This is a genomic window from Acetobacter sp. JWB (assembly GCF_003323795.1).
GTDB lineage: Bacteria > Pseudomonadota > Alphaproteobacteria > Acetobacterales > Acetobacteraceae > Acetobacter > Acetobacter oryzifermentans.
Genome location: NZ_CP030871.1, coordinates 1,992,402 through 2,014,292 on the forward strand (window position 1 = coordinate 1,992,402; position 21,891 = coordinate 2,014,292).

Here is a 21,891-nt window from a genome sequence, read left to right on the forward strand (position 1 = left end):
TTTCCTTACCCTTAGAAAAAATCAAGATTGGAGCCAAGACATGGCCAAATTGCTGAAAGAAGAAAGTACTATCACCGCGAAGGGTCAAACAACCATTCCTAAGAGCATCAGACAGGCTTTGGGCGTGGACTATGGTGGGCGTATAACCTTCTTCGTGGACGACCAGCGTCGTGTCCATGTCAAGAAGGCTACAGAAGGAACAAGAGATCCCGTCGTTTTTCGCTTCCTCGAATTTCTGGAGCAGGACATGATCGACCATCCCGACAGTTCCGTCGTCAAGCTGCCTGCCAGCCTGCCTGATCGCGTAGCCGCGCTTGTCGGAAACATGGACGTTGACCTTGATGCCGAGATTGAGGGAGATGTTGCGCTCTGACTATGCTGACTATCAATGGCTGGACCATCCTAGCGCATCCGCTCTTTCTCGATCAGTTGGAAAAGCTCACTGACGCCGTTGAGGAGTTGAAGAAAAAAAAGCCTAACGAATACCAGAAGAATGCAAACACAAAGCTATTAGCTGCCTTGAACAAACTGATCTTCCAGTCAATCCCTGCTGATCCGACTGCAACCGCTTATCGGCAGGCCACGACGCTAGGGAAAGCGCACAAGCATTGGTTCAGGGCAAAGTTCGGGAATGGTCGTTTCCGCCTGTTCTTCCGCTATGATTCGGCCACGAAAGTCATCATCTTTGCCTGGGTGAACGATAACAATAGTTTGCGCACTTATGGCGCAAAGACCGACGCCTACAAAGTTTTCCAAGGAATGCTAGAAGGTGGCAACCCGCCTGATGGTTGGACCGAGCTTAGCAAAGAAGCGTCCGATCAGGCTGCTGTTGACAGGCTGGAAAATGCCTCGCCTTCGAATCCGTGACGAATACTGTCGAGCGTTACTCCATTGCCTGTTATCATTTAAATTGGCCTATCATCTGTGTCAGAACCGCGCTGTGAGTATGGTATTTTGCTATTGAACTTAAATCACATAACGCAAGGGCGATAGCGTAATTTGCCAACGAGGCTATGCGCCAGTGAGCCTGCCTTGATCTCACGGCAGTTCTATTCTTCCTTCCTGACTTAACGAGTGGGAACATAAGTTCTGGAAAACTTAGATCATCCGCTAGGTGTGGTCATGGATGTGATATCACACACGGTATCCCAGCAACAATAATAGTCTAATCGGAATTAACGAAAGCCACATGAACCCTTGTCCGCAAATCACCATTGGCATTATCGCAACTTGCTTTTGAAGGGTTAGGCAGGAATTACGATTCAAGCAGGATCATATTGATCTGATTGCACTGGGTAACCCTTAGTTTCCTCACGGTTGAACATCATCAGGAAAAAGAAAATAAGACTACCAGTTTTCTCTAAAAATATATTAGCTTCAAACTACGTCTTTTTATGAAAAACAGCCCCTTCCCCATACCTACTTGCGTTAATGCCATTTATCGCAAGTAGGAGGGCGCGCGGAAAAAGGAAGGTTTGTCGAAAACCAGAAGATAATGATAAAAATCCGCTGATTGACGATAAATTAGACATAAAAGACTACAAGCTAAATGGCGCACTGATGAGTCTTCGCCCCCATGTCCTCACCTTAGGATGCAGCCACATCACATAGCTCTCTGGCGTAAGTAGTTCACAGGCAATCTGACATCCTGAAGGATCCCAGAAAACGCGGTCTTCACAAGATTGGTAATCGGACAATACTACCGAAGCCAGCACTGTAAACATCTGCTTTTAGGAGTTCCGGTCGGTACGCTCTATGTCTGGCACGAAAGCGTGTTCTGACGGCAGTTTCTGCTTCACGAACAGCGTATTCGCTTGATGGGGTAATGATCCATTTGTCCGTCTTCCGACAGGAATGTAGCGTGTTCAGCTTGCGCCTGCGCTATCAGGAGATGGTCAAACGGATCACGATGATGCAGAGGCAAAGACATCAGGATCTGGAGGTGCTCGGGCTGTATTCCCAGCAGAGAAAAACCTTCCGCAGGAATGGCTGCCAGAATATCATTCATATCCGCATCCAGCTTTCCGATGCGGATTTTGATCGCAATCTCCCAGAGTGACACGATACTCACCAGAATATCGTGGGCCGGATCTGCAATGATCTCCCGTGCAGTCGCACCCAGTCGGTCGGAGTCCGAAAGCCACCAGAGCAAGGCATGCGTATCAAGCAGAACCTTCACAGGTCGCGATCCATGCTTTCAAGAACGTCCGGCGGTGTCTGATCAAAATCTTCACTCATTCTGATCCGCCCTCGTAATGTGCCGGGTTGACGACGGGGACGATAGGAAGGCGCTGGCGGACGCAGTTCAGCAACAACCTGATCGTGAGACGTCACGAGGATCGTACGGCCCTGTCTGACCTGACGCAGATACGCTGTCATGTTTCCTCGGAACTCTCGAACCCCAATTTTCTGTGGGATTGGCGCATTATCTGAGAGATGTTCGCTCATGGTCTCCTCCTTATGTGTCATCATAACATGTACACACAAGGAGGAGGTAGAGAATTCCTGAGGCATTTTCGATTTCAGAGATCCGTGGCTTCCGACACTGCCAGAGCGTCTTCGACGTCTACTCCAAGGTATCGAACCGTACTATCCAGTTTTGAATGACCCAGCAAAATCTGCACGGCCCGGATATTACCGGTTCGTTTATAAATCATGGCAACCTTAGTCCGGCGAAGCGAATGAGTTCCATATTCCCCGGCGATCAGTCCCACCGCCTGAACCCATTGATCCAGAAGCCGGGCGTATTACCTTGTGCTCAGATGAGCTTTGGTGCTTAGGCGACTGGGAAAAGCATCTTTAATTTCTGCCAAGGTCAGTCCGGCTTTCTGGGCAATCCTGATAATGGCGATACGCCTCAACATCGCGCGCGCGTAGCGCCGCTGATTGCCCTTATTCCGACGGGCTGTAACCAATCCTTCCCGTTCATAGAAATGCAACGTTGAAATCGATATACCACTCCGTCGAGCCGTCTCGCCGACGGAAAGTTCATCGCTCGGCAGCTTTTTATTGCTCGATTTTGATCTGTTGACCTCAACCATGGTTAAGGTATTAAAAGCTTTCTCCGGCAATGCCAATATCGAAAACATTCCCGGAGAATTCACGCGATGAAAATAGGTTTGATGAACTTGGCGCTTGTGTCGGCAGGGCTACTGTGCGCCACGTCTGTGTGGGCAGAACCCGTTCGTAAAAACAGTTATGGTATTTGGTCAAAGGCAATTTTTGCAGACACGTCCACAGTGGACGATGGATCGGTAAGATTCATATTTGTGGCAGGCATGGCCGCCGAAGACCCTGACGATGGTCACATCCAGTTTAAAGGCGATTTCGCTGGCCAATGTCGAATGGCCTACCGCAAAATCCATGATGCGCTACAGGCCCAGCATGCCTCTATGAATGATATTGTCCGGACCACAGCCTATTTAACAGATATGCGAGACAAGGACGCGTATCAGAAATGCCAACGTGAAGCGATAGGCACGGCGGAAATGCCGCCTCATACCTTACTCGGCGTCAGTAACCTAGCGTGGCCAGGCATGTTGGTGGAAGTAGAGGTGACGGCTATAACACCGCGAAAGAAAACATCTGTGCCGTGAGAAATTGAATATTTCTCTTCATAAACGAAGAGAAAGTAAAAAAATATGATTGGGGTGAATTTATCCCATTTCGTGATAATGAATGAAAGTTTTCAAAGAAACCCGTGTAGTATGTGTGCCGTTCGTTAAGAGACATCTTGGTAGCAACGTAACGTCCTAAAAGTCGCGGTCCGTTCCTTACCCTATCTTTCGGTAAGGAACGGACCGTCTGCTTCCCTTCATGTCAGTCCTTCACATGAGCACACTAATTTCCTTATTGCAGACATGTTAGATTTAAAGTCCAATCTTTGGATCGAATAATATCTGTCCTGTTACGTTCTTGTTTAGGTGTACTCAATTGGCATCGTTTACGTGGCCTAAGGGCGGGCGCATACTACCGGAGCGACATATCAACGGAGCCAGTATTGAAACCTATATAGTCTGCCTGCCAAAAGCAGCCAGCGAGGCCAAACACTACTTCGTGGTCTTCTAAATGATCCAGAAGTATAAAGTTTCTCAGGCTAAATGGACGTTTAACGGGAAATGAATTTCTTTTGATATGATCAATGAGCTTGTTGGGAAATTCCCGAATAACAATAGCCGCACGAATAATTGAATTATTATCGGACTGATAATTTATGGCCGCACAAAGCACATCAGAAGCTTGTGCGCTTAATTTCCAGTGAGTGTTATTCGCTGAACTGAAAGCTCGGAATATATTTGTCTATAAGCATTATTTCCAAAAACTCTGTGTTATTTTGAACTCAGAAATGCTGGCGCAATAAGATTCTGGTTGAGAGAATTTTGCTTCAGGCTCTGCAAGGAGACTGAAGATGAGCGACCAGTTTTGGCTGACGGATGAACAGATGGAGCGTCTGCGACCGTTCTTTCCCAAGAGCCAAGGTAAACCGGACGTAGTCTGGCGCCATCGCTGGCGGCTGCATCGGTTGCCTTCCATCTAGGATCTGGTCAGACATGGGCAGATAACCGGCGCTGTACATGGTCGCATCAAAGCGATCAAACAGTCTTTCAATTGCTTCCGCCTGGGTCAGACGCTCTTCAACATCAAAGAAACCACGCTGCTTCATCATACATCCCTCATCGTAAGGTAAACGATAGAATCACAGGCAGAACCTCATAACCAAAGAGGTTTTCGAACTTTCCAAATTCAGCGAACGCCGATGAACATTTCTACTCCTTAGGAGGTATGATGTTTTTCAAAAAACTGGAAAAATTTTTATAAAGAATTTCTGAACCATAAATATTCAAATGATCTTTATCGCGATATAAGGGAACTCCATGCCTGACTGGAGAACAATAGGTTAATTCCTCTGGGCATATCTCAGAGAATGCATCAAAGACATAAAGATTTTTGTGGTTTTCCTGAATATTTATAATACGGTGCATAATATCATTTACGGGTTTTTCTTCGTTCTTTCGCTTAATGTCACACGTCGTATTATTCGCCTGAGACGGAGCACAATTATACAATGAATCAAACCTGAATATCGGAATGGGAGACATAATGATAATAGAGACATTTTTGGTCTCCAGATATGATGTAATCTTTCCGACCTGCTGTAGCCAGTTCTCAATATCGGGCAAAGGCTTGATCTCCCCGTCTCGAGTTAGAAAAATCCGGCCCAATACAACGAAATCACCACTTTTCATGCGTGTAAGAACCGCGTTCCAAAGCCTTTGACGCTCAGGAGACGAGATGCCACTTTCCGCAGGGAAAGGCTCACCAACCGTTTCAACAAGATGAATGCCGTAACCGGATTTCTGTTGTAGTTGGGTAAGTAGTCCCATTAGATGACCTGCGTGGCTATCTCCCATAACCCAAAGGGTAGGAAGACTTTTATTCGCTGGTGTGATTGTACATTTGTCCATTGTGTCCAAATGTAAAGGACGTTTTGGGAGTTCTACAGTGCAGTAAAAGAAGTTGGTATGTTTTACAGGAAAATTCTCATATGAATCGGGTATATAGCGGAACCCATTTATAGCAAGGGGGTGAGGATTATGGGATTTATACAGTGTAAATATATACAAAGATGAAACCAAAATGAGTGGTAATGATAATAAATAGGAAAAAATATTTGCTTTATTTTTTAGAAGTATCTTTAAATTCTTTTCTAGAAAAAAATATGATGAAATGGATGTGAAGAATGTTGATAAAAAGAAGTAGTAAAGATACGAATGGCTAGATTTCATATACAAACTTATTAAAGATATAATAGGCCAATGCCATAAGTATAACGAATACGATATTTTTCCCAAAAACTGCAGTATATTTCCACTCAGGAAAAGACGTGCATTGTTTGTATGAGGTAGAAATAAGATTAACACAGCTGTTGCTGGGGCTACCAGAAAACTCCACAAAACATTCTGATATTGAGGCAGAATAGCAGAGAGAATAACAAATAGAAAAGACAGATAACAAATAACGATTTTAAATATTTTCTTCTTATGATTTCTGAAATAAAGAGATAAGAGGCATGCGATACACCCGATACCGAACTCCCAAAAACGACCAAAAGGAAGCAGGTAGGCGGCACCTCCTGTTGTATGTCCTGGTAGGATCATCAAAACGAAGGCTGAGATAATTGAAAGTGCACATATAGTGATCAATGAAAAAGTCTTGGAAGTCTGTTCATTGAAAAATCCAGTTATTTTTAATAAGCATGGGTAAAGTAGGTATATTTGTTCTTCTACGCCTAACGACCAAGTATGGGTAAAAGCATTCAGTTTTGTAGAGGAAGAAAAATAATCCTGAGATATTCTCCACAAGAAAAAATTAGAGAAACCGAATAGAGCGAGAAAACCAGTTTGAAGTGAAATCTGTGGCTGGGGATCAATTATCCAAGCCGCAGTACTGCAAATAACAATATTTGCAAGCAATGCGGGTGTAATGCGACGTAGCCGTTTGGCGTAAAAATCATATAGAAGTGTCGGTAAACTTTTCCCGTAGCCATAATTAAATAAGCTTCCGGTAATAACAAACCCTGATATGACGAAGAATATATCTACACCCAAATATCCGCCAGGGAGCCATTTAGCATTAAGGTGATTGATAATGACTATGAGAATGGCGATAGCTCGTATCCCATCAATATCTGGCCTATACGAGAATTTTTTTTCAGTTTCTGATGCTGATATGGGAGAGATATTCATCATTGCTTCATTCTAAAATATAAATGCCATCTTCAAATAATTACAAAAAATCTATATTCTTTTACATCCAATAAGAAAATATGGAAGGCTTCTTATTATATAAAATATTTTTTAATTCGTCTAATATATAGAGAAAAATAATTTCTTATATGTGGGAATACTTGGTTTATCCCAATTTTTCTTTATGCCACTTACATTCATTATAACCAAAATCAAGGTGAAAATTGAATGTTTAATAATTCTTCAGATGTTTTAGTCAGCGTGCCACATAAAACCGATGAGAAAATCCTCGCAACTTCTACGAACATAAAGCCAGAGGATTTGGAAATACATGGTCACATTTCTCATAATGATGTAGAAAAAACCAAGGATATTTTTTCAGGGAAACATGATTATTTTTCACATGATGCAGAGAATATTGCTAGAGGTCTAGAAAGCATATCATCCGCAGCTAATGATACAGATAACAGCAGCCCGGTATTTACAATCCTATCAAAAAAAAGAAGTCATCCAAAAGAAACAGTACAGGATTTTTATACTGAAGCAAATAATACTTATAAAACAATTTTAAATAGGAATGGTGACCCAGGAGGTCTTAAATATTTTGCAAATGACTTAATGTATTCTATTATTAACCAAAATATGTTGCAAAAACAGATGGCCCAAAGCCCTGAAGCTCAGAATGACTTAAACTCAATGTCTCAGCAAATATTGGGAAGAGATATGACCAAATCTGAAGATAAAACATATACAGGCGATTTGGCCACAGGCACCTCTCTCGCACAAGTCAGAACTGATATGGCTATTTCAGTTGAATCCCAAAATAATATTCATAGCATTTATGTTCAGGAAACGGGACAAGCACCATCTGCTGCTCAGTTGAAGAGTGCAGAAAATGAACTGTCCTATATGCCATTTGGGACAGTTAATGGTGGTACGCAACAAGACCTGAAAAATTCTTTGAAATAAGTAGATATAGTCATTTTTTCGCAAGCTTACTTGCTTTAGTAACCTTGCTATCGTATTCGCCAAGGGCTTTTCCTTGAATTACGCGACTGAATTGTCCTTGGTTTTATGCAGACAGAAAATCATATGCATTAGCCACTTAAATCAGATAAAAATTGTTCCCACAAAACCTAGGGCCATTCATGTAAACGATGCTCACAAGGGTTGACTGAAAGCCTTAGCCAAGTGCTCTTTTCTTACGGAAACAGTGGCTCAGTGGATTTACCCGGTCCTTCACACTTAGCAAAGGCTTTCAGAACCGTCTCGCCGATGTCCCTGTTCGAGGCATCTATCGAAACAGAAAAAACGCGGCCCTCATCTCGGTTTTTTGGCCAAGCCGAGTGCCCGCCACCACGAGAGCTTTTTGTGCTTAACAATTCGATATCGTTAGTCAAATCAAACCGCCATAACGCAGCTACGAGATCAAATTTCTTCCAAGCCACCTCGCGACTTTTGTAGCCATACGATGCTGTAATGTCATCCCAGAACGCAAGACGGCGTTCGTTGGAGGCTGCTTTCATGGCTATTAGTGCATCTTCATCAACAGAACCACCATCGATAGGCGTAAAACTCTCGCTGGTCTGAAGTGCCAGGCGAACATTCTGTCCGATCCACTCGGGGGTGACGTCTCTTGGTGCATGAATGACATGGCCTTTCCGGGAAAAATAAATCCCATACCACACCTCTTCGGACTCTATGGAAATCCATTTATCCGTTCGAATAATGCTGCAAGTCTTTCTTCGTATCATAGTCATGATCAGCTCACCGTATCAATCTAGATTGAAATTGACTTTCCTGTTTGTTTGAGCATCATAGAGAAAACGGCCATCAGATACCTGACAAGCAACTGTATAAGTTTTTCTGTTAGAGGTATCACGGAAACAGTGGCTCAGTGGATTTACCCGGTCCTTCACACTTGGCAAAGGCTTTCAGAACCGTCTCACCGATGTCCCTGTTCGAGGCATCTATCGAAACAGAAAAAACGCGGCCCTCATCTCGGTTTTTTGGCCAAGCCGAGTGCCCGCCACCACGAGAGCTTTTTGTGCTTAACAATTCGATATCGTTAGTCAAATCAAACCGCCATAACGCAGCTACAAGATCAAATTTCTTCCAAGCTACGTCGCGACTTTTGTAGCCATACGATGCCGTAATGTCATCCCAGAACGCAAGACGGCGTTCGTTGGAGGCTGCTTCCATTGCAATCCGAGCCTCTTGGTCAACAGAACCACCATCGATAGGCGTAAAACTCTCGCTGGTTTGAAGTGCCAGGCGAACATTCTGTCCGATCCACTCGGGGGTGACGTCTCTTGGTGCATGAATGACATGACCTCTCCGAGAAAAGTAAGTGCCATACCACACCTCTTCGGACTCTATGGAAATCCATTTATCCGTTCGAATAATGCTACAACTTTTATCTCTTATCACTGCCATGATCAGCTCACCGTATCGATCTGGATGGAAATTCTCTTTCCTGTTTGTTTGGGCATCATAGAGGAAACAGCCATCAAATACATGACAAGCAATTGTGTAAGTTTTTCTGCTAGAGGCATCACGGAAACAGTGGCTCAGTGGATTTACCCGGACCTTCACATTTAGCAAAGGCTTTCAGAACCGTCTCACCGATGTCCCTGTCCGAGGCATCTATCGAAACAGAAAAAACGCGACCCTCATTTCGGTTTTTGGGCCACGCCGAATGGGCACCACCACGAGAGCTTTTTGTGCTTAACAATTTGATATCTTTCGTCAAGTCAAAGCTCCATGATGCAGCTACGAGATCAAATTTCTTCCAAGCCACGTCGCGACTTTTGTAGCCATACGATGCCGTAATGTCATCCCAGAACGCAAGACGGCGTTCGTTGGAGGCTGCTTTCATGGCTATTAGTGCATCTCCATCAACAGAACCACCATCGATAGGCGTGAAACTCTCACTGGTCTGAAGTGCTAGGCGAACATTCTGTCCGATCCACTCGGGGGTGACGTCTCTTGGTGCATGAATGACATGGCCTTTCCGGGAAAAATAAATCCCATACCACACCTCTTCGGACTCTATGGAAATCCATTTATCCGTTCGAATAATGCTACAACTTTTATCTCTTATCACTGCCATGATCAGCTCACCGTATCAATCTGGATTGAAATTGACTTTCCTGTTTGTTTGGGAATGATGTCGTTGGCTCTGTGATAGGCACGGCAGAGGGCTTTCCATTCGTTTTGAAGTTCTGGAGTCATTTCTGCTGGGGCAGTAATATAGGGCACACCAATTTTAAGCGTATACATTTGAATTTGATTTTGGCGAAAAGAAACGAAAGAATTGGAACCAATTTTCGATTGATCATAATCATATCCTGCCATTTTATAAGCACTCGTCATGACACGGGCAGCAACTGCTGTGGGGTTTTTTTGATACCATGGCAACTGCAGGTCAATCGTCTTATCACTTATTGCAATACCGTTTTTTTCATCCCAATGGTCGAAGGTACGCCAATTTGATTTTTCATTCTGAAGCCAGATAACGCCGTTCGGATTTTGCGATGGATTAAGCTGATGCTGTACCCAAGCTTCATAGGGTAAACCCTGATCGTCATTTCGGCCGCCGTTAGATTTCCAGCGGATGCCGTTATCTTTATAAGATTGACTCCAATTTTGGCCATTCACGATATCAAAGCTCTGATTGGCGGGTTTGATGTCGGTTTCGTTGCTGATATTTGTGACAATTGATTTGGCACTCCGAAACTGAACAGGGTCGCATACTTTTGAGTTATCTTGTTGTAAATCTTTGATCTCAACAATAACGGACCCTTCCTCAATTGACGCAGCAAAGGAATTCACCCCGCCAACAGTCATCAGTGTACGGGTTTCATCAATAGTCGCACCTGTTTCGAGATACGGATTAGTCAACAGATTTGCTTCAAGTCCAACAGCCTGATTTGGTGAGGCGGCAAGATTGTTAACGATATCCTGAAATGACACAGACACGGGTGGAGTATAGGCAGCAGTTTCTGTAGCGAGTTGTGCTGCTGTCTGGTTCCGGATGGTCGTGGTCCATGCATAGGAGAGGTTATAAAGTGCTGTGCGCGCAGTCTGGAGTGCTGAGCTGTCAGGCGGAAGTTGTCCCCAATCCGCATAGACATCCTCAATCACAGACTGAGCAGACGCAGAATTTACAATTTGTTTGAAAACATCACTGCGGCTCTCACCATTCCCCATGGCATTCTGAAAACCAGCAAGAGTCGCATTATCTATAACCTGCCCATTCACAAATGCATAAGCAGATTGAAGCTCTGTTGTGGATTCTTGATTGTGTGCTTCTATCTGATGCAAATCTTGCATGGATTTTCCAGCACGCATCTCCGCACGTGCCCAGTCCTTTGTGGCCTGATCCGCATCATGCCCAAAAAGTGTCTGCTCACTGTAATTGATAGCCCAGTCCTCGTTTGGCAGATTAATCAATCCATTGCGAGTATCTGAGAGTGTTGTCTGCCCATTCCCCAACGCATTCATAGTTGTAGTTAAAAAACCCGCATCAGTGCTTTCATTAGCCTCACGATATTGAATATCCCGTAATGTCTGGAGCAGAGTTTCTTTCTCACGGTCAGAATGTGCTTCTATCTGGTGCAAATCCTGCATGGATTTTCCAGCACGCATCTCCGCACGTGCCCAGTCCTTTGTGGCCTGATCCGCATCATGCCCAAAAAGTGTCTGCTCACTGTAATTGATAGCCCAGTCCTCGTTTGGCAGATTAATCAATCCATTGCGAGTATCTGAGAGTGTTGTCTGCCCATTCCCCAACGCATTCATAGTTGTAGTTAAAAAACCCGCATCAGTGCTTTCATTAGCCTCACGATATTGAATATCCCGTAATGTCTGGAGCAGAGTTTCTTTCTCACGGTCAGAATGTGCTTCTATCTGGTGCAAATCCTGCATGGATTTTCCAGCACGCATCTCCGCACGTGCCCAGTCCTTTGTGGCCTGATCCGCATCGTGCCCAAAAAGTGTCTGTTCACTGTAATTGATGGCCCAGTCTTCGTTTGGCAGATTAATCAATCCATTGCGAGTATCTGAGAGTGTTGTCTGCCCATTCCCCAACGCATTCATAGTTGTAGTTAAAAAACCCGCATCAGTGCTTTCGTTAGCCTCACGATATTGAATATCCCGTAATGTCTGGAGCAGAGTTTCTTTCTCACGGTCAGAATGTGCATCGATATTGCGTACGTCTTGTATTGATTTTCCTGAATAAAGCTGGTGTCGGACCCAGTTGATCGTATTCTGGTCTGCATCAACATTATAAAGGCCATGCTCATACGTGTTGATAACGCCTATTTCCCCTTGGGAACCAATCAATCCATTTCGTACATCTGTTATGGTAATTGAACCCTTTCCAAGGCTATCCATAGTTGAGGTCAGAAAACCGGAATCTGTGTTGACTGTAGCTTGCCTATCTTGAACACTACTTATAATGCTCAGTATATGGTTTTGAGACGTTTGCGAATGAGCTACCTCACTACGAATATCTGCCAATGATGTCTGCTCACCAGAAAGAGCATTAATATCATTCTGCAATGCAGTACTATTAATAGGCTGATTTAAAATATTTTCGTAAATTGTATTTAACTGATTAGATGTTTCCTGGGAATGCGCCAAATCGAATGTGATTTGCCGCATGGCATCATCCCACCCCTGCTTTGGTCCATTGTTTGGTCCCATATGTTTAGTATCATGCTTCACACAACCATAAACAATATCACCATACTGATTGCTTTCTTGAACGTTCAGCGGACGCCCTAATATTTGTTCGCCTACATAATCTGATTTGTCATGAAATTGTTCACGTGCCTTGTGCGCAATACTTCCGGGTGTATTGGAACCGCCAAAAAACAAGCCAGCAATTCCCATTGCCCCACCGACAACTCCCCATGCAGGATTGGAATATGCTGGCTGATACACATCGTAACCGCTTTCCCCTACACTTCTGACCATTGCATTCAGAGGCATAATAGCTTCTTGATTGGTAGTTGGAGTGGTTTCGACAAATTGAGCTTTATCTGGCGAAAGGAATTGCAAATCATGCGTTTTATCTAAATTTGAAGAAATGTCATAAATATGCAAATTACTATATTTATTTACATCATCCTGAATATTAACGTAAATATTCTCAAAAGACCTCTCAATTGTCGAAGCTATTTTGTTCCATCCATTGTCAAGTATCTTTTGTGTGGCAACGAATGCATTTTTTTCAGTATCACTGATTCGATTCAAATATCCAAGAAAATGAGAATGATTTTCTTGGATATTTCTGATCCCATCTGAAAAACCAATACTTTCTTGATTATCATCATGCTTCAAGATGGTCGGGAAAATATAATCATTATTCATCTTTTAAACGCAAACCCACAATTCCAATTTAAAGTATGCAATTTATATCACTTTAATGCATCCGTTATCTAGGCTCAGGATCTATTAATTTATTAAACTGAGCGAGTTCTTGTGATTCATAGGCTTGCGATGGAGAATAGATCTGTAAGTGATATGTTTTTGCTGTCTGAGTGCGAGATAAAGCGGATCAGGCCACTCTTCCAGCTGACACGTAGGCTTTCGCGTATGGATAATCGTCGTGTTCTGTGGATTTCCACGGGTTTTGTGGAGACAGAAATCCCCTTGAGGTAAGAAGAATTCATGAGCAACAAATCAAAGCGTTTTCTGCCTGAATTTCGTGAACGTGCAGTCTGTATGGTTCTTGAAGAAGAGAAGAAACATCCGGCGCACTGGGCCGCCGTGATGATGATAGCGCCAAAGCTGGATATTCCTCCAGACACGCTGTAAAATTCTACTCTTTACCGTCAGAGTACTTGGTGAAAATCAAGCAAACTTCTTTCAACCAGAATCTTATTGCGCCAGCATTTCTGAGTTCAAAATAACACAGAGTTTTTAGAAATAATGCTTATAGACAAATATATCCCGAGCTTTCAGTTCAGCGAACAGCACTCACTGGAAATAAACGCACAAGCTTCTAATGTGCTTCGTGCGGCCATAAATTATCAGCCCGATAATGATTCAATTATTCGTGCGGCTATTGTTATTCGGGAATTTCCCAACAAGTTCATTGATCATATCAAAAGAAATTCATTTCCCGTCAAACGTCCATTTAGCCTGAGAAACTTTATACTTCTGGATCATTTAGAAGACCACGAAGTAGTGTTTGGCCTCGCTGGCCGCTTTTGGCAGGCAGACTATGGACAGGTTCTTTTGCAAGACAGAAAAGACTTCATGCGTTTCAACGACCACGGAGCTGCCAAGTTGGCCCTCAACTTTTCTGTCGAACGTCTCGGTAACAACCGGACGCGTCTCGCCACCGAAACGCGTGTCTGTTGTCTTGATGTCGAGGCAAACCGAAAATTCACGCCATACTGGTATCTGATACGTCCAGTCAGCGGATTGATAAGACGAAGAATGCTTGCGACCATCGGACGTATGGCCATGGTTTCGTAGTCTAGTCGTACAATCGCTGTCCCATGATCAAGCCCCCCCCCAAAGATAGAACAGCACACATATTACTTCCTCAAAACATTAAACTTAAAACATGATTTTTTGGAGAATGTGAGAGAATGGTTGAAATAAAAGACGTTTTGCTTAGCCATGAGAAGCAAGGAATTCTTCTGATTGGTTTCGATGATTTGGATGAAGTCGGCAAACGACTGGCTGCAGCGTTTGAAGGTAAAAAATAGGAGCCCCGACATACATTCATAACGCTTGATCTCATGTGGAGAACACTGACACCACGTCGTCAGGAGTTGTTGCAGGTGATGTCAGGCTGAAAGCACATGTCGATAAGGGGTCTGAGTAAGCTCATTGGACGGGACGTGAAAGCTACTCACGGTGATATTCAAGTCTTGTTGGCAGCAGGTCTGCTTGAAAAGATCGGAGATAAAGTCGTATTCCCTTATGATGGGTTCCATGTGGACTATGAATTGAAAGCCGTAGCTTAAATTATCAGGATTGATGAGGTTTAGGATGTCTTATGACTTGTCATGGAGCGAAACAAGACTTCTCGTATGGAATATTCCTGCCTTCATCAGTGGTTTAATTGCCGCATGGTGTGTATTTACCAGCGATCTAGCATGGTCTTTGGTATGGGAATGGCCGCTGCTGATTGCAATGTGTGTCTGGAGCATCAGCATGATGCTGTTTCTGGTCGATTTGGATGGTGACACACCAATCCTCGACCGGTTGAGGTTGGTCTGTACTCACCGCATTTATGCTCCCTCTTTTGGAAGCATTTCGTTCGCATGGTTGTGGAATCTGATTGAGCGGCGCGACGTTTATTCGCACTGAAAGATCTGGAACCTCTCCGCGAGATCGTCCGCCCTCCCAAAAGACCCCAACCAGGCAGGAAACGTGGGCGACCGAGCAAAAAAGAAAGTCAGGAAGCCTGTCCTCCAGATGAGAACGTGGAATTGGGCTGAGAGGGGGTGTTTCTTCCGGCCCAGAAAACTGAGACTGGACGGATACCGAAAGTGAATTGCCCCGGGTTTTGTGGAGACATTTTTTATCTGAACTACGCAGCTAATGCATGTGATTTCTTCTGAGCATAAAAGCGAGCCTCAGCTTCTGCTGGGGGATGTTTCCAATGGAGGACAGGAGCCGCCGATTGTTGAACCAGTCGACCCATTTAAGTGTGGCCAGTTCAACCGCTTCCCTGTTTTTCCATGGCCCCTGCCGATAGATGAGTTCGGTTTTGTAGAGCCCGTTAATGGTCTCCGCGAGGGCATTATCATAGGAATCTCCAACGCTTCCGACTGAGGCAACGAGCCCCGCTTCAGCCAGTCTTTGCGTGTAGCGAATGGACACATACTGACAGCCGCGATCTGAATGATGGGTCACTTTTCCCTCAGGTTGCCTCTGGCACAGAGCCTGCTCAAGGGCATCCAGCACGAAGTCGGTATGGGCCGTTGATGAGACACGCCAGCCCACAATGACCCGGGCAAACACATCAATGATGAAGGCTACATAAACAAAGCCCTGCCAAGTGGAAACATAAGTAAAATCCGAAACCCAGAGCCTGTTAGGGGCTGGTGCATGAAACTGGCGCTGCACCAGATCCTGTGGACAGGGCCGTGCCGGATCTGGCCGTGTGGTTCTGACCCCCTTGCCACGAATGACGCCTTTCAGTCCCATCCGGCGCATCAGCCGCTCTACCGTGCAGCGGGCGACATCCAGACCTTCACGTTTGAACTGATGCCAGACCTTGCGCGCTCCATAGACGCAGAAATTATCATTCCACACTCTACGGATGTCATCGCTCAGCTCTTTGTCTTTCTGGCTGCGCACACAAGGATTTTTCTGCCTGGCAACGGTTGCATAATAGACAGATGGCGCAATCGACAGAACCCTGCAGATTGACCCGACACCATATGTCTGCCGGTGCTCATCAATGAAGCGCGTCATGGCCTGAACCAGATGGGGTGGACGGCCTCCCTGCGGCATCAATGTGCCATGATGGAGGTTCACTGACCATCAGGAGGAGACCGCCCGTATGAAAGCTAGCATAATTGGCCTTGATATTGCCAAATCCGTTTTTCAGGCTCATGGGGCTGACGCAATTGGAAAGTGCGTTTTCAAGCGCAAGCTTGGTCGCAGTGAAGTTTCAGCATTTTTTGCAAAACTTGACCCATGTGAAGTTGTTCTGGAAGCCTGCGGGTCAGCTCATTACTGGGCACGGGTGATCAGCAGGATTGGTCATGATGTCAGACTGGTTCCTCCTGATCGGGTCAAATCATTTGTCAAAAAAGGCAAGAAAAATGACGCTGTTGATGCGGCTGCGATCTGCATGGCGGCGACTCATCCTGATACGATGTGTGTTCCGATCAAGAGCGAAGAGCAGCAAGGTGTCTTGTCACTGCATTCTGCCCGCGCTCTTCTGGTCAAACAGCAGACCATGCTGAGTAATGCGTTACGGGCTCTTGCTTCCGAGTTCGGGCTGATAGCCCCTCTGGGCACACGCCATCTGCCAGAACTGATGGCAAAAATAGAGACATCAGCCGACCTGCCTGCTGCCATGAAGCAGAGTGCCATGTTGTTATTTGAGCATTATGAAAAGGTCGCTCAGAGCATTGATGCTTTGGAAGTGCAGATCCGGGCGCGTGCAAAAAGCGATGACGATGCGCGTCGGTTGATGACCATCCCTGGGGTCGGTCCCATAACGGCTTCTCTGATTGTCGCCTCGGTCGCGGATATTGGCTCTTTCGCCTCTGCGCGCCATTTTGCCGCCTGGCTGGGGCTTGTGCCTCGTCAGCATTCTACCGGCGGTAAAACCCGTCTGGGAAGGATTACCAAAACGGGCAATCGGCAGATAAGAACGTTGCTGGTTCTTGGTGCGACGGCCATGCTTCATCGTGCCCATAAGTGGGATAGCGCTGCGGGTCAGTGGCTATGCGAACTCATGGCGCGTCGTCCAAGGCGTCTGGCAACAGTTGCACTTGCCAATAAAATGGCTCGTATCATCTGGGCGTTGTTGTCACGTAAAGAGATCTATCGTCCGGCTGGTGTCAGTGTTTCAGCAGGCTGACCTGCACCAGCAGAACGATGGACACCGGAGCTTGCTCCGGTAGATCCGGCAGTATGTACGAACCGACGTGATGGGAAGACAGTCATTCAGCAACAGTTCAGGCCATACCGTTCGACCGTCTGTGCCCCTGAGCACGTGATACCAGATTGGTGCCTGACACGTGAGCGCACACCCATGATGGCCAGCGCATAAAGTCGCATAAACAGGCCGGACATAAGAGCGCATCTGACCGGGTCTTCACGTTAAATCGGTATTCATCATCCAGCCGGTAGAATAATACGTTTTAGAAATGACATCGGGAGAACAATGTGAGGTATTGCGCTTAAACGGCCGTCCACATAGGCGGTCGAGTTCCGCCTGGGCAAAATACGCAGAAGCCTTACGCAGGATTTCATTGGCCTGCCGCAATTCGCGGTTCTCTCGCTCCAGTTGCCTGATCTTCTCTCGATCAGGCAGGTCACTCACCGCAGGCGCATTGGCACGTTCATGCAGACGGGTCCATTTTGACAGCGTGTCAGGGTGAATATCCAGCTTTGGGGCGATCACCATCACCGCAGACCACCGCGAAGGATGGTTCTTCTCTTCCTCCAGAACCATGCGGGCTGCACGTTCACGAAATTCAGGCGGAAAACGCTTCGATTTATTGCTCATGACTATCTCTTACCTCACGGGTCTTGCTGTCTCCACAAAACCCGGGGCAATTCACTCTGCCCTCAGGGACCTCCTGTCTGATCTGAATTGAAAGAGCCGCTCACCTATCATGTAGGTGAGCTTTTTGTGCTGTCTCTTCAGGTTCCTTCACATGTTTCGTACTGTTTATTTTTCACTCCCGTTTTACGGGACAATGATCGCTAGTGCCATTTTCTCGGCCACCACGACGCACGCTGCCATCGGTGCAAAGAAGCCTCGTCCATCTTTGAGCAAGCGTGTTCTTCCTACGCCCAGAACCAAAAAAACTCCCGTCAAAAACGAACAGATTCTTGTAACGGGATTAAGCCGATCTTCAGCCCTTACTCGTCCTGCTGGCCAGACGACTTATAGTTCCGACCGAAGTAATTTCGCGAACCAGGTTGGACAGAGTGTTGCCGATATGGTGGTGACCATTCCCGGCGTCAGCTTTACGCAGGGAAATGGTCCCCGCGATACGAATATTTCCATTCGTGGGTCGGGAGATCGTCAATCATGGGGACTTAAAAATATTCAGGTGTTGGAAGATGGTTTCCCCATGACCCAGCCCGATGGGACAGCTCGGGCCGATTTGATCGACCCTCATGCTTATCAGGGTGTCGATGTTTTCGAGGGGCCAGCCTCAACCCTGTATGGCAATTACGCCATTAATGGTGCCATCAACTTCCGCACCCGGAAGGGTGCGGATATCCACGGGCTGGAACTAGGTTCCGATTTCGGCAGCTTCGGAATGTTCAACAATTATGCAACCCTTGGTTTTGGAAACAAACACTATGATCTGATGATCTTTGGCAGCGATGTGCGTGGAAACGGCTTCATTGCCAATAGCCGTTATAATACCTCGACAGAAAATATGCGGCTTCGCGTCAATCTGACATCATCAGATCGTCTTATCCTGAAATTCGTCAACAACGTCACGGATGCTTTTCTGCCAGCAAGATTGTCACTCAACCAGTATCGGGCCAATCCCTACCAGCAGGGGTGCACCAATGCGTCCAGTGCTGCGGCGGGTTGTGCGTCTATTAATCTGCTGGTCAATGGCCGCTATGGCGCGAAGGTTGCTATGAGTCGTGAATCCGCAGGATTGGGGCGCTTTGATCGGCGCACGGTGGTTGGCCTGCGCTGGGAGCATGATTTCAACAGCCACACAATGTGGCGAAACCAGTTTACATACGATCAGCGCCATATCGACCAGCCAACGTCACCTATGGCGTATGTCGGTCCTTATAATTCCTATAATGTAAGCAGCGACATAACCAACCATGCGCAACTTGCCGGCAGAGCGTTGGAAACATTTGCTGGCGTGAATTTTGATTATCTCGATTTTGGTTCACAGACTTACAACATCATGCCCCTGGGCGGTGCAACACGAGGGGCCATGAATTCGGAAAGCTATGGGCACCAGTGGAATCTTGGTGCGCGCTTTCAGGAAGAATGGCATTTCGCACCTGACTGGCACATCGTCGCCGGTCTTGGCGGCACATATTCCGACATTGGTGCAACAGAAACACTTTATGGCTACTCCGCAGCGGCCAGTACCCAGCGCACCATCACAGCCAATCGTTTCTATTTCAATCTCGCGCCAGAAGGCGCGCTGATTTACACGCCATCAAAAGACTGGACGCTTCATACCCGTGTTGGCACAGCCTATGGCACCCCATCTTCTTCCAATCTTTTCATTACTCCACAGGGGGAATACGGGAACAATACACAACTGAAAAGCCAGACAAGTGTCGGCATTGATCTGGGTGCTGACTGGCATCCCTCCTCGACGATTAGCATTCAGGCAACAGGGTTTTATGAGTTTTATAAAAACGAGTTAGTCAGCCAGTCCGCAGGCGTCAACACCGTTGGTTCCTACACTTTTAACGCACCCGCGTCCGAACATCGTGGTGTTGTTCTGGGTGTGGCGTGGAAGCCGCTGCCAAAAATGCTTCCCGGCGGTCGGGTTAAACTGAGTTACACCTACGATAATCAGGTTTATACCAATTACACTGAGGTTCTTTCCAACAGCACGCTCTCACGCAGCTTTAGCCGCAAAGGGCATTATATTCCCGGGGTCATTCCCAATTTTCTTAATGCCCGCTTTCTTTACGACCAGCCTGACGGTTTACTGGAAGGGTTGGGCGGATACGCGGAAGTCACGTGGCGTGATTCTTACTGGCTGGATAACGCCAATCACTTGAAAGCGCCGGGGTATGCCCTGCTTAATCTTGAAATGCATTATGATCCTCCTGCCCGGTTTGGCTGGGCACATCGTTTGCACTGGTATTTCGAGGTACAGAACGTTGCCAACCAGACCTATATCGCGGGAGCCACAAACATCAGCGATAAACTGCAAGCCAATGGTCAGCAGGCCGGTGCCACGACACTCATGAACAGCACAGGTTCCATCTACGCAGGTTCGCCCCGTGCGTATTTTGGCGGCATGCGGATCAGGTTTTGAGGGATAGTGCCATGACCATACACAGTGCCACTCTCTGGCCAGACCGCCGCACGCTCTGGCGCTGGCATTTCTTCGCAGGGCTGTTCTGCCTGCCTTTTGTGGCTTTTCTCTCTCTGACCGGAGCGGTTTATCTCTTCAAACCCCAGATTGATGACTGGATTGACTGGCGATATGACCATCTGCTCACAGTTCAGTCGCCCTCTCCCAAGCGTGAAGTTCAGGCTGCTTTATCAGCAGTGCCTCAGGGGGCTTTCCTGGCTTATGAACTTCCGCGGACTTCGCAGAGTGCCGCACGTATTCTGGTCAGCAGACCAGAAGGAGAGGCCGTGCGGGTCTATGTGGACAGGAACACCCACACTGTTCTGAAAACTGTTCTGGAAGAGAACAGATTTGAGCGTCTGGTTTTTCGGTTGCACGGTCAGTTGCTGCTGGGCAATATGGGTTCTGTCATTATGGAAATGGTTGCATCATGGACCATTGTGCTCATTGTGACAGGCCTGCTGCTCTGGTGGCCACGCGGTCAGAAGGGACTAGCAGGCGTTGTTTATCCACGCCTTGGCACAAAAGGACGAACCCGATGGCGGGATCTCCATGCTGTCACTGGTGTTTGGACTTCAGTATTTCTAGTGCTGTTTCTAGTATCCGGTCTACCGTGGTCTTTCGTCTGGGGCCACGCTCTGCAATCAGTCGAAAGCACGGTTGGTCGCCTGACCTCTGTCAGGGACTGGGAAATTGGCGCGGTTCCAGCCGCCACGGTCATTGCCGGGCATCCGCTCGGCCAACCACAGAAGCAGCCTGCAACAGGCAGCATGAATATGCCCGGTATGGACATGCCAGCCTCCTCCACCTCTTTTCCGGAAGGAGACTTGCTAAGCAGTCTGAACACTGTCGTACAGACTGCAAGCACTCTTTCCCTGCCAGATCCGGTAATCATTACACCGTCTGGTTCTATGTGGAGTGTGCGCTCCGACACACAAAACCGACCTTTGCGGGAGAGTGTGACGGTAACACCTGACGGCCATGTGATGACACAGGAAACCTTTACCGAGAAAGGTCTTATGGATCGGATCATTGGCTACGGCGTTGCAGCGCATGAAGGCCAGCTTTTTGGAAAGATGAATCAGGCTATCAATTTTTTAGTGGCAACTGGTTTACTGATGATGAGCAGTGCAGCAACAGTGTTATGGCTTAAACGTAAACCTGTGGGAACCTTGGGGGTTCCGCCCGCCATGCCTTCTCAGAGATATGGAATTGTCGGTATTATGACCCTTGTCATTCTGGGGCTGCTTCTACCAGAACTGGGGGCCGCATTACTTGTTCTGACTCTCGCAAACCGGATGTTTGCGAGATGAGGTCAAACCTGACATCAGGAGGATGGTAAAAGTCATCTGAGCTCGCTTGCAATCTGATGGGCACTAGCATCAACGAGGATCATGCCAACCAGA

The 21,891-nt window shown here is 46.6% G+C and carries 17 protein-coding genes, 5 pseudogenes and 1 other annotated feature; of the genes and pseudogenes, 11 read left to right on the plus strand and 11 right to left on the minus strand.

The features are described 5' to 3' along the window. Positions 1–40: 40 nt before the first annotated feature. Entirely contained in the window at positions 41–373 is a 333-nt protein-coding gene (locus tag DS739_RS09405) for a type II toxin-antitoxin system PrlF family antitoxin (RefSeq protein ID WP_006117287.1), read from the plus strand. Positions 374–375: 2 nt separating this feature from the next. Next, the gene (locus DS739_RS09410) at positions 376–867 is read left to right on the plus strand and encodes a type II toxin-antitoxin system YhaV family toxin (protein ID WP_006117288.1); all 492 of its coding nucleotides are present in this window, start codon (positions 376–378) and stop codon (positions 865–867) included. A gap of 928 nt (positions 868–1,795) precedes the next feature. Here the strand turns inward: DS739_RS09410 and DS739_RS09420 are convergent. From DS739_RS09420 to DS739_RS14295, 4 genes and pseudogenes are all read right to left on the minus strand, one after another. Then, entirely contained in the window at positions 1,796–2,179 is a 384-nt protein-coding gene (locus DS739_RS09420) for a type II toxin-antitoxin system VapC family toxin (RefSeq protein WP_006117289.1), read from the minus strand. After that, positions 2,176–2,514, minus strand: a complete 339-nt coding sequence (locus DS739_RS09425; protein ID WP_170315341.1) for a type II toxin-antitoxin system Phd/YefM family antitoxin — start codon at positions 2,512–2,514, stop codon at positions 2,176–2,178. The genes DS739_RS09420 and DS739_RS09425 overlap by 4 nt, the downstream gene beginning before the upstream one ends. A gap of 8 nt (positions 2,515–2,522) precedes the next feature. Then, positions 2,523–2,792: pseudogene (locus DS739_RS14290) on the minus strand (tyrosine-type recombinase/integrase); the annotation flags it as partial. A gap of 57 nt (positions 2,793–2,849) precedes the next feature. Continuing rightward, positions 2,850–3,089, minus strand: a pseudogene (locus DS739_RS14295) (MerR family DNA-binding transcriptional regulator); the annotation flags it as partial. Positions 3,090–3,107: 18 nt separating this feature from the next. Here DS739_RS14295 and DS739_RS09435 point away from each other — a divergent pair. Continuing rightward, positions 3,108–3,596 (plus strand): RidA family protein, encoded by a 489-nt coding sequence (locus tag DS739_RS09435; RefSeq protein WP_006117291.1) that lies wholly within the window; start codon positions 3,108–3,110, stop codon positions 3,594–3,596. Between the two features lie 812 nt (positions 3,597–4,408). Further along, positions 4,409–4,492, plus strand: a pseudogene (locus DS739_RS09445) (IS5/IS1182 family transposase); the annotation flags it as partial. A 274-nt stretch (positions 4,493–4,766) separates the two neighbouring features. Here the strand turns inward: DS739_RS09445 and DS739_RS09450 are convergent. Further along, a complete protein-coding gene (locus DS739_RS09450; protein ID WP_006117293.1) occupies positions 4,767–6,749 on the minus strand; it encodes an acyltransferase family protein in 1,983 nt (660 codons plus the stop codon). Between the two features lie 225 nt (positions 6,750–6,974). Here DS739_RS09450 and DS739_RS09455 point away from each other — a divergent pair, with 225 nt between their 5' ends. Further along, complete coding sequence (locus tag DS739_RS09455; RefSeq protein WP_035353722.1) at positions 6,975–7,715, plus strand: DUF4214 domain-containing protein; 741 nt, start codon at positions 6,975–6,977, stop codon at positions 7,713–7,715. A 233-nt stretch (positions 7,716–7,948) separates the two neighbouring features. Here DS739_RS09455 and DS739_RS09460 read toward each other — a convergent pair whose 3' ends face one another. The 4 genes from DS739_RS09460 to DS739_RS14485 all read right to left on the minus strand — a co-directional run bounded on the left by DS739_RS09460 (position 7,949) and on the right by DS739_RS14485 (position 13,124). After that, the gene (locus tag DS739_RS09460) at positions 7,949–8,506 is read right to left on the minus strand and encodes a contact-dependent growth inhibition system immunity protein (RefSeq protein WP_050793168.1); all 558 of its coding nucleotides are present in this window, start codon (positions 8,504–8,506) and stop codon (positions 7,949–7,951) included. 118 nt (positions 8,507–8,624) lie between these two features. After that, positions 8,625–9,182 (minus strand): contact-dependent growth inhibition system immunity protein, encoded by a 558-nt coding sequence (locus DS739_RS09465; protein ID WP_050793169.1) that lies wholly within the window; start codon positions 9,180–9,182, stop codon positions 8,625–8,627. Positions 9,183–9,300: 118 nt separating this feature from the next. Then, entirely contained in the window at positions 9,301–9,858 is a 558-nt protein-coding gene (locus DS739_RS09470) for a contact-dependent growth inhibition system immunity protein (RefSeq protein ID WP_050793170.1), read from the minus strand. A gap of 2 nt (positions 9,859–9,860) precedes the next feature. Continuing rightward, the gene (locus DS739_RS14485; RefSeq protein ID WP_232517468.1) at positions 9,861–13,124 is read right to left on the minus strand and encodes a hypothetical protein; all 3,264 of its coding nucleotides are present in this window, start codon (positions 13,122–13,124) and stop codon (positions 9,861–9,863) included. 300 nt (positions 13,125–13,424) lie between these two features. On the opposite strand from DS739_RS14485, the gene DS739_RS14190 reads away from it, so the two are divergent. From DS739_RS14190 to DS739_RS09495, 3 genes are all read left to right on the plus strand, one after another. Beyond that, positions 13,425–13,571 carry a transposase gene (locus DS739_RS14190; protein ID WP_035351308.1) on the plus strand — a complete coding sequence of 49 codons (147 nt, stop codon included), beginning with the start codon at positions 13,425–13,427 and terminating at the stop codon, positions 13,569–13,571. Positions 13,572–13,685: 114 nt separating this feature from the next. Next, entirely contained in the window at positions 13,686–14,237 is a 552-nt protein-coding gene (locus tag DS739_RS09485; RefSeq protein ID WP_006117393.1) for a hypothetical protein, read from the plus strand. A 522-nt stretch (positions 14,238–14,759) separates the two neighbouring features. After that, a complete protein-coding gene (locus tag DS739_RS09495) occupies positions 14,760–15,080 on the plus strand; it encodes a hypothetical protein (protein WP_096884288.1) in 321 nt (106 codons plus the stop codon). A 223-nt stretch (positions 15,081–15,303) separates the two neighbouring features. Here DS739_RS09495 and DS739_RS09500 read toward each other — a convergent pair. After that, positions 15,304–16,229, minus strand: a pseudogene (locus DS739_RS09500) (IS3 family transposase); the annotation flags it as partial. Next, positions 16,119–16,241, minus strand: a sequence feature (AL1L pseudoknot). (Overlaps the previous pseudogene by 111 nt.) 40 nt (positions 16,242–16,281) lie before the next feature. Here DS739_RS09500 and DS739_RS09510 point away from each other — a divergent pair. After that, complete coding sequence (locus DS739_RS09510; RefSeq protein WP_010511145.1) at positions 16,282–17,313, plus strand: IS110 family transposase; 1,032 nt, start codon at positions 16,282–16,284, stop codon at positions 17,311–17,313. Between the two features lie 340 nt (positions 17,314–17,653). Here the strand turns inward: DS739_RS09510 and DS739_RS09515 are convergent. Then, positions 17,654–17,964 (minus strand): annotated as a pseudogene (locus DS739_RS09515) (transposase); the annotation flags it as partial. 151 nt (positions 17,965–18,115) lie between these two features. Between DS739_RS09515 and DS739_RS09520 the strand changes: the two are divergent. Together DS739_RS09520 and DS739_RS09525 are read left to right on the plus strand one after the other, a co-directional pair. Continuing rightward, positions 18,116–20,446: a TonB-dependent receptor domain-containing protein gene (locus tag DS739_RS09520; protein ID WP_050793180.1), complete on the plus strand. Its 2,331-nt coding sequence runs from the start codon at positions 18,116–18,118 to the stop codon at positions 20,444–20,446. Between the two features lie 11 nt (positions 20,447–20,457). Further along, on the plus strand, positions 20,458–21,798 hold the full coding sequence (locus tag DS739_RS09525) for a PepSY domain-containing protein (RefSeq protein ID WP_050793181.1): 1,341 nt from the start codon (positions 20,458–20,460) through the stop codon (positions 21,796–21,798). Positions 21,799–21,891 lie beyond the last annotated feature (93 nt).

Bases quoted from the DNA above. Each gene is read 5' to 3' on its own strand.
- DS739_RS14190 (WP_035351308.1), top strand. From the start codon at position 13,425: ATGAGCAACAAATCAAAGCGTTTTCTGCCTGAATTTCGTGAACGTGCA.
- DS739_RS09405 (WP_006117287.1), top strand. From the start codon at position 41: ATGGCCAAATTGCTGAAAGAAGAAAGTACTATCACCGCGAAGGGTCAA.
- DS739_RS09460 (WP_050793168.1), bottom strand. From the start codon at position 8,506: ATGACTATGATACGAAGAAAGACTTGCAGCATTATTCGAACGGATAAA.
- DS739_RS09455 (WP_035353722.1), top strand. From the start codon at position 6,975: ATGTTTAATAATTCTTCAGATGTTTTAGTCAGCGTGCCACATAAAACC.
- DS739_RS09510 (WP_010511145.1), top strand. From the start codon at position 16,282: ATGAAAGCTAGCATAATTGGCCTTGATATTGCCAAATCCGTTTTTCAG.
- DS739_RS09465 (WP_050793169.1), bottom strand. From the start codon at position 9,182: ATGGCAGTGATAAGAGATAAAAGTTGTAGCATTATTCGAACGGATAAA.
- DS739_RS09435 (WP_006117291.1), top strand. From the start codon at position 3,108: ATGAAAATAGGTTTGATGAACTTGGCGCTTGTGTCGGCAGGGCTACTG.
- DS739_RS09425 (WP_170315341.1), bottom strand. From the start codon at position 2,514: ATGCCTCAGGAATTCTCTACCTCCTCCTTGTGTGTACATGTTATGATG.
- DS739_RS09485 (WP_006117393.1), top strand. From the start codon at position 13,686: ATGCTTATAGACAAATATATCCCGAGCTTTCAGTTCAGCGAACAGCAC.
- DS739_RS09410 (WP_006117288.1), top strand. From the start codon at position 376: ATGCTGACTATCAATGGCTGGACCATCCTAGCGCATCCGCTCTTTCTC.
- DS739_RS09450 (WP_006117293.1), bottom strand. From the start codon at position 6,749: ATGATGAATATCTCTCCCATATCAGCATCAGAAACTGAAAAAAAATTC.
- DS739_RS09520 (WP_050793180.1), top strand. From the start codon at position 18,116: ATGTTTCGTACTGTTTATTTTTCACTCCCGTTTTACGGGACAATGATC.
- DS739_RS09470 (WP_050793170.1), bottom strand. From the start codon at position 9,858: ATGGCAGTGATAAGAGATAAAAGTTGTAGCATTATTCGAACGGATAAA.
- DS739_RS09525 (WP_050793181.1), top strand. From the start codon at position 20,458: ATGACCATACACAGTGCCACTCTCTGGCCAGACCGCCGCACGCTCTGG.
- DS739_RS09495 (WP_096884288.1), top strand. From the start codon at position 14,760: ATGTCTTATGACTTGTCATGGAGCGAAACAAGACTTCTCGTATGGAAT.
- DS739_RS14485 (WP_232517468.1), bottom strand. From the start codon at position 13,124: ATGAATAATGATTATATTTTCCCGACCATCTTGAAGCATGATGATAAT.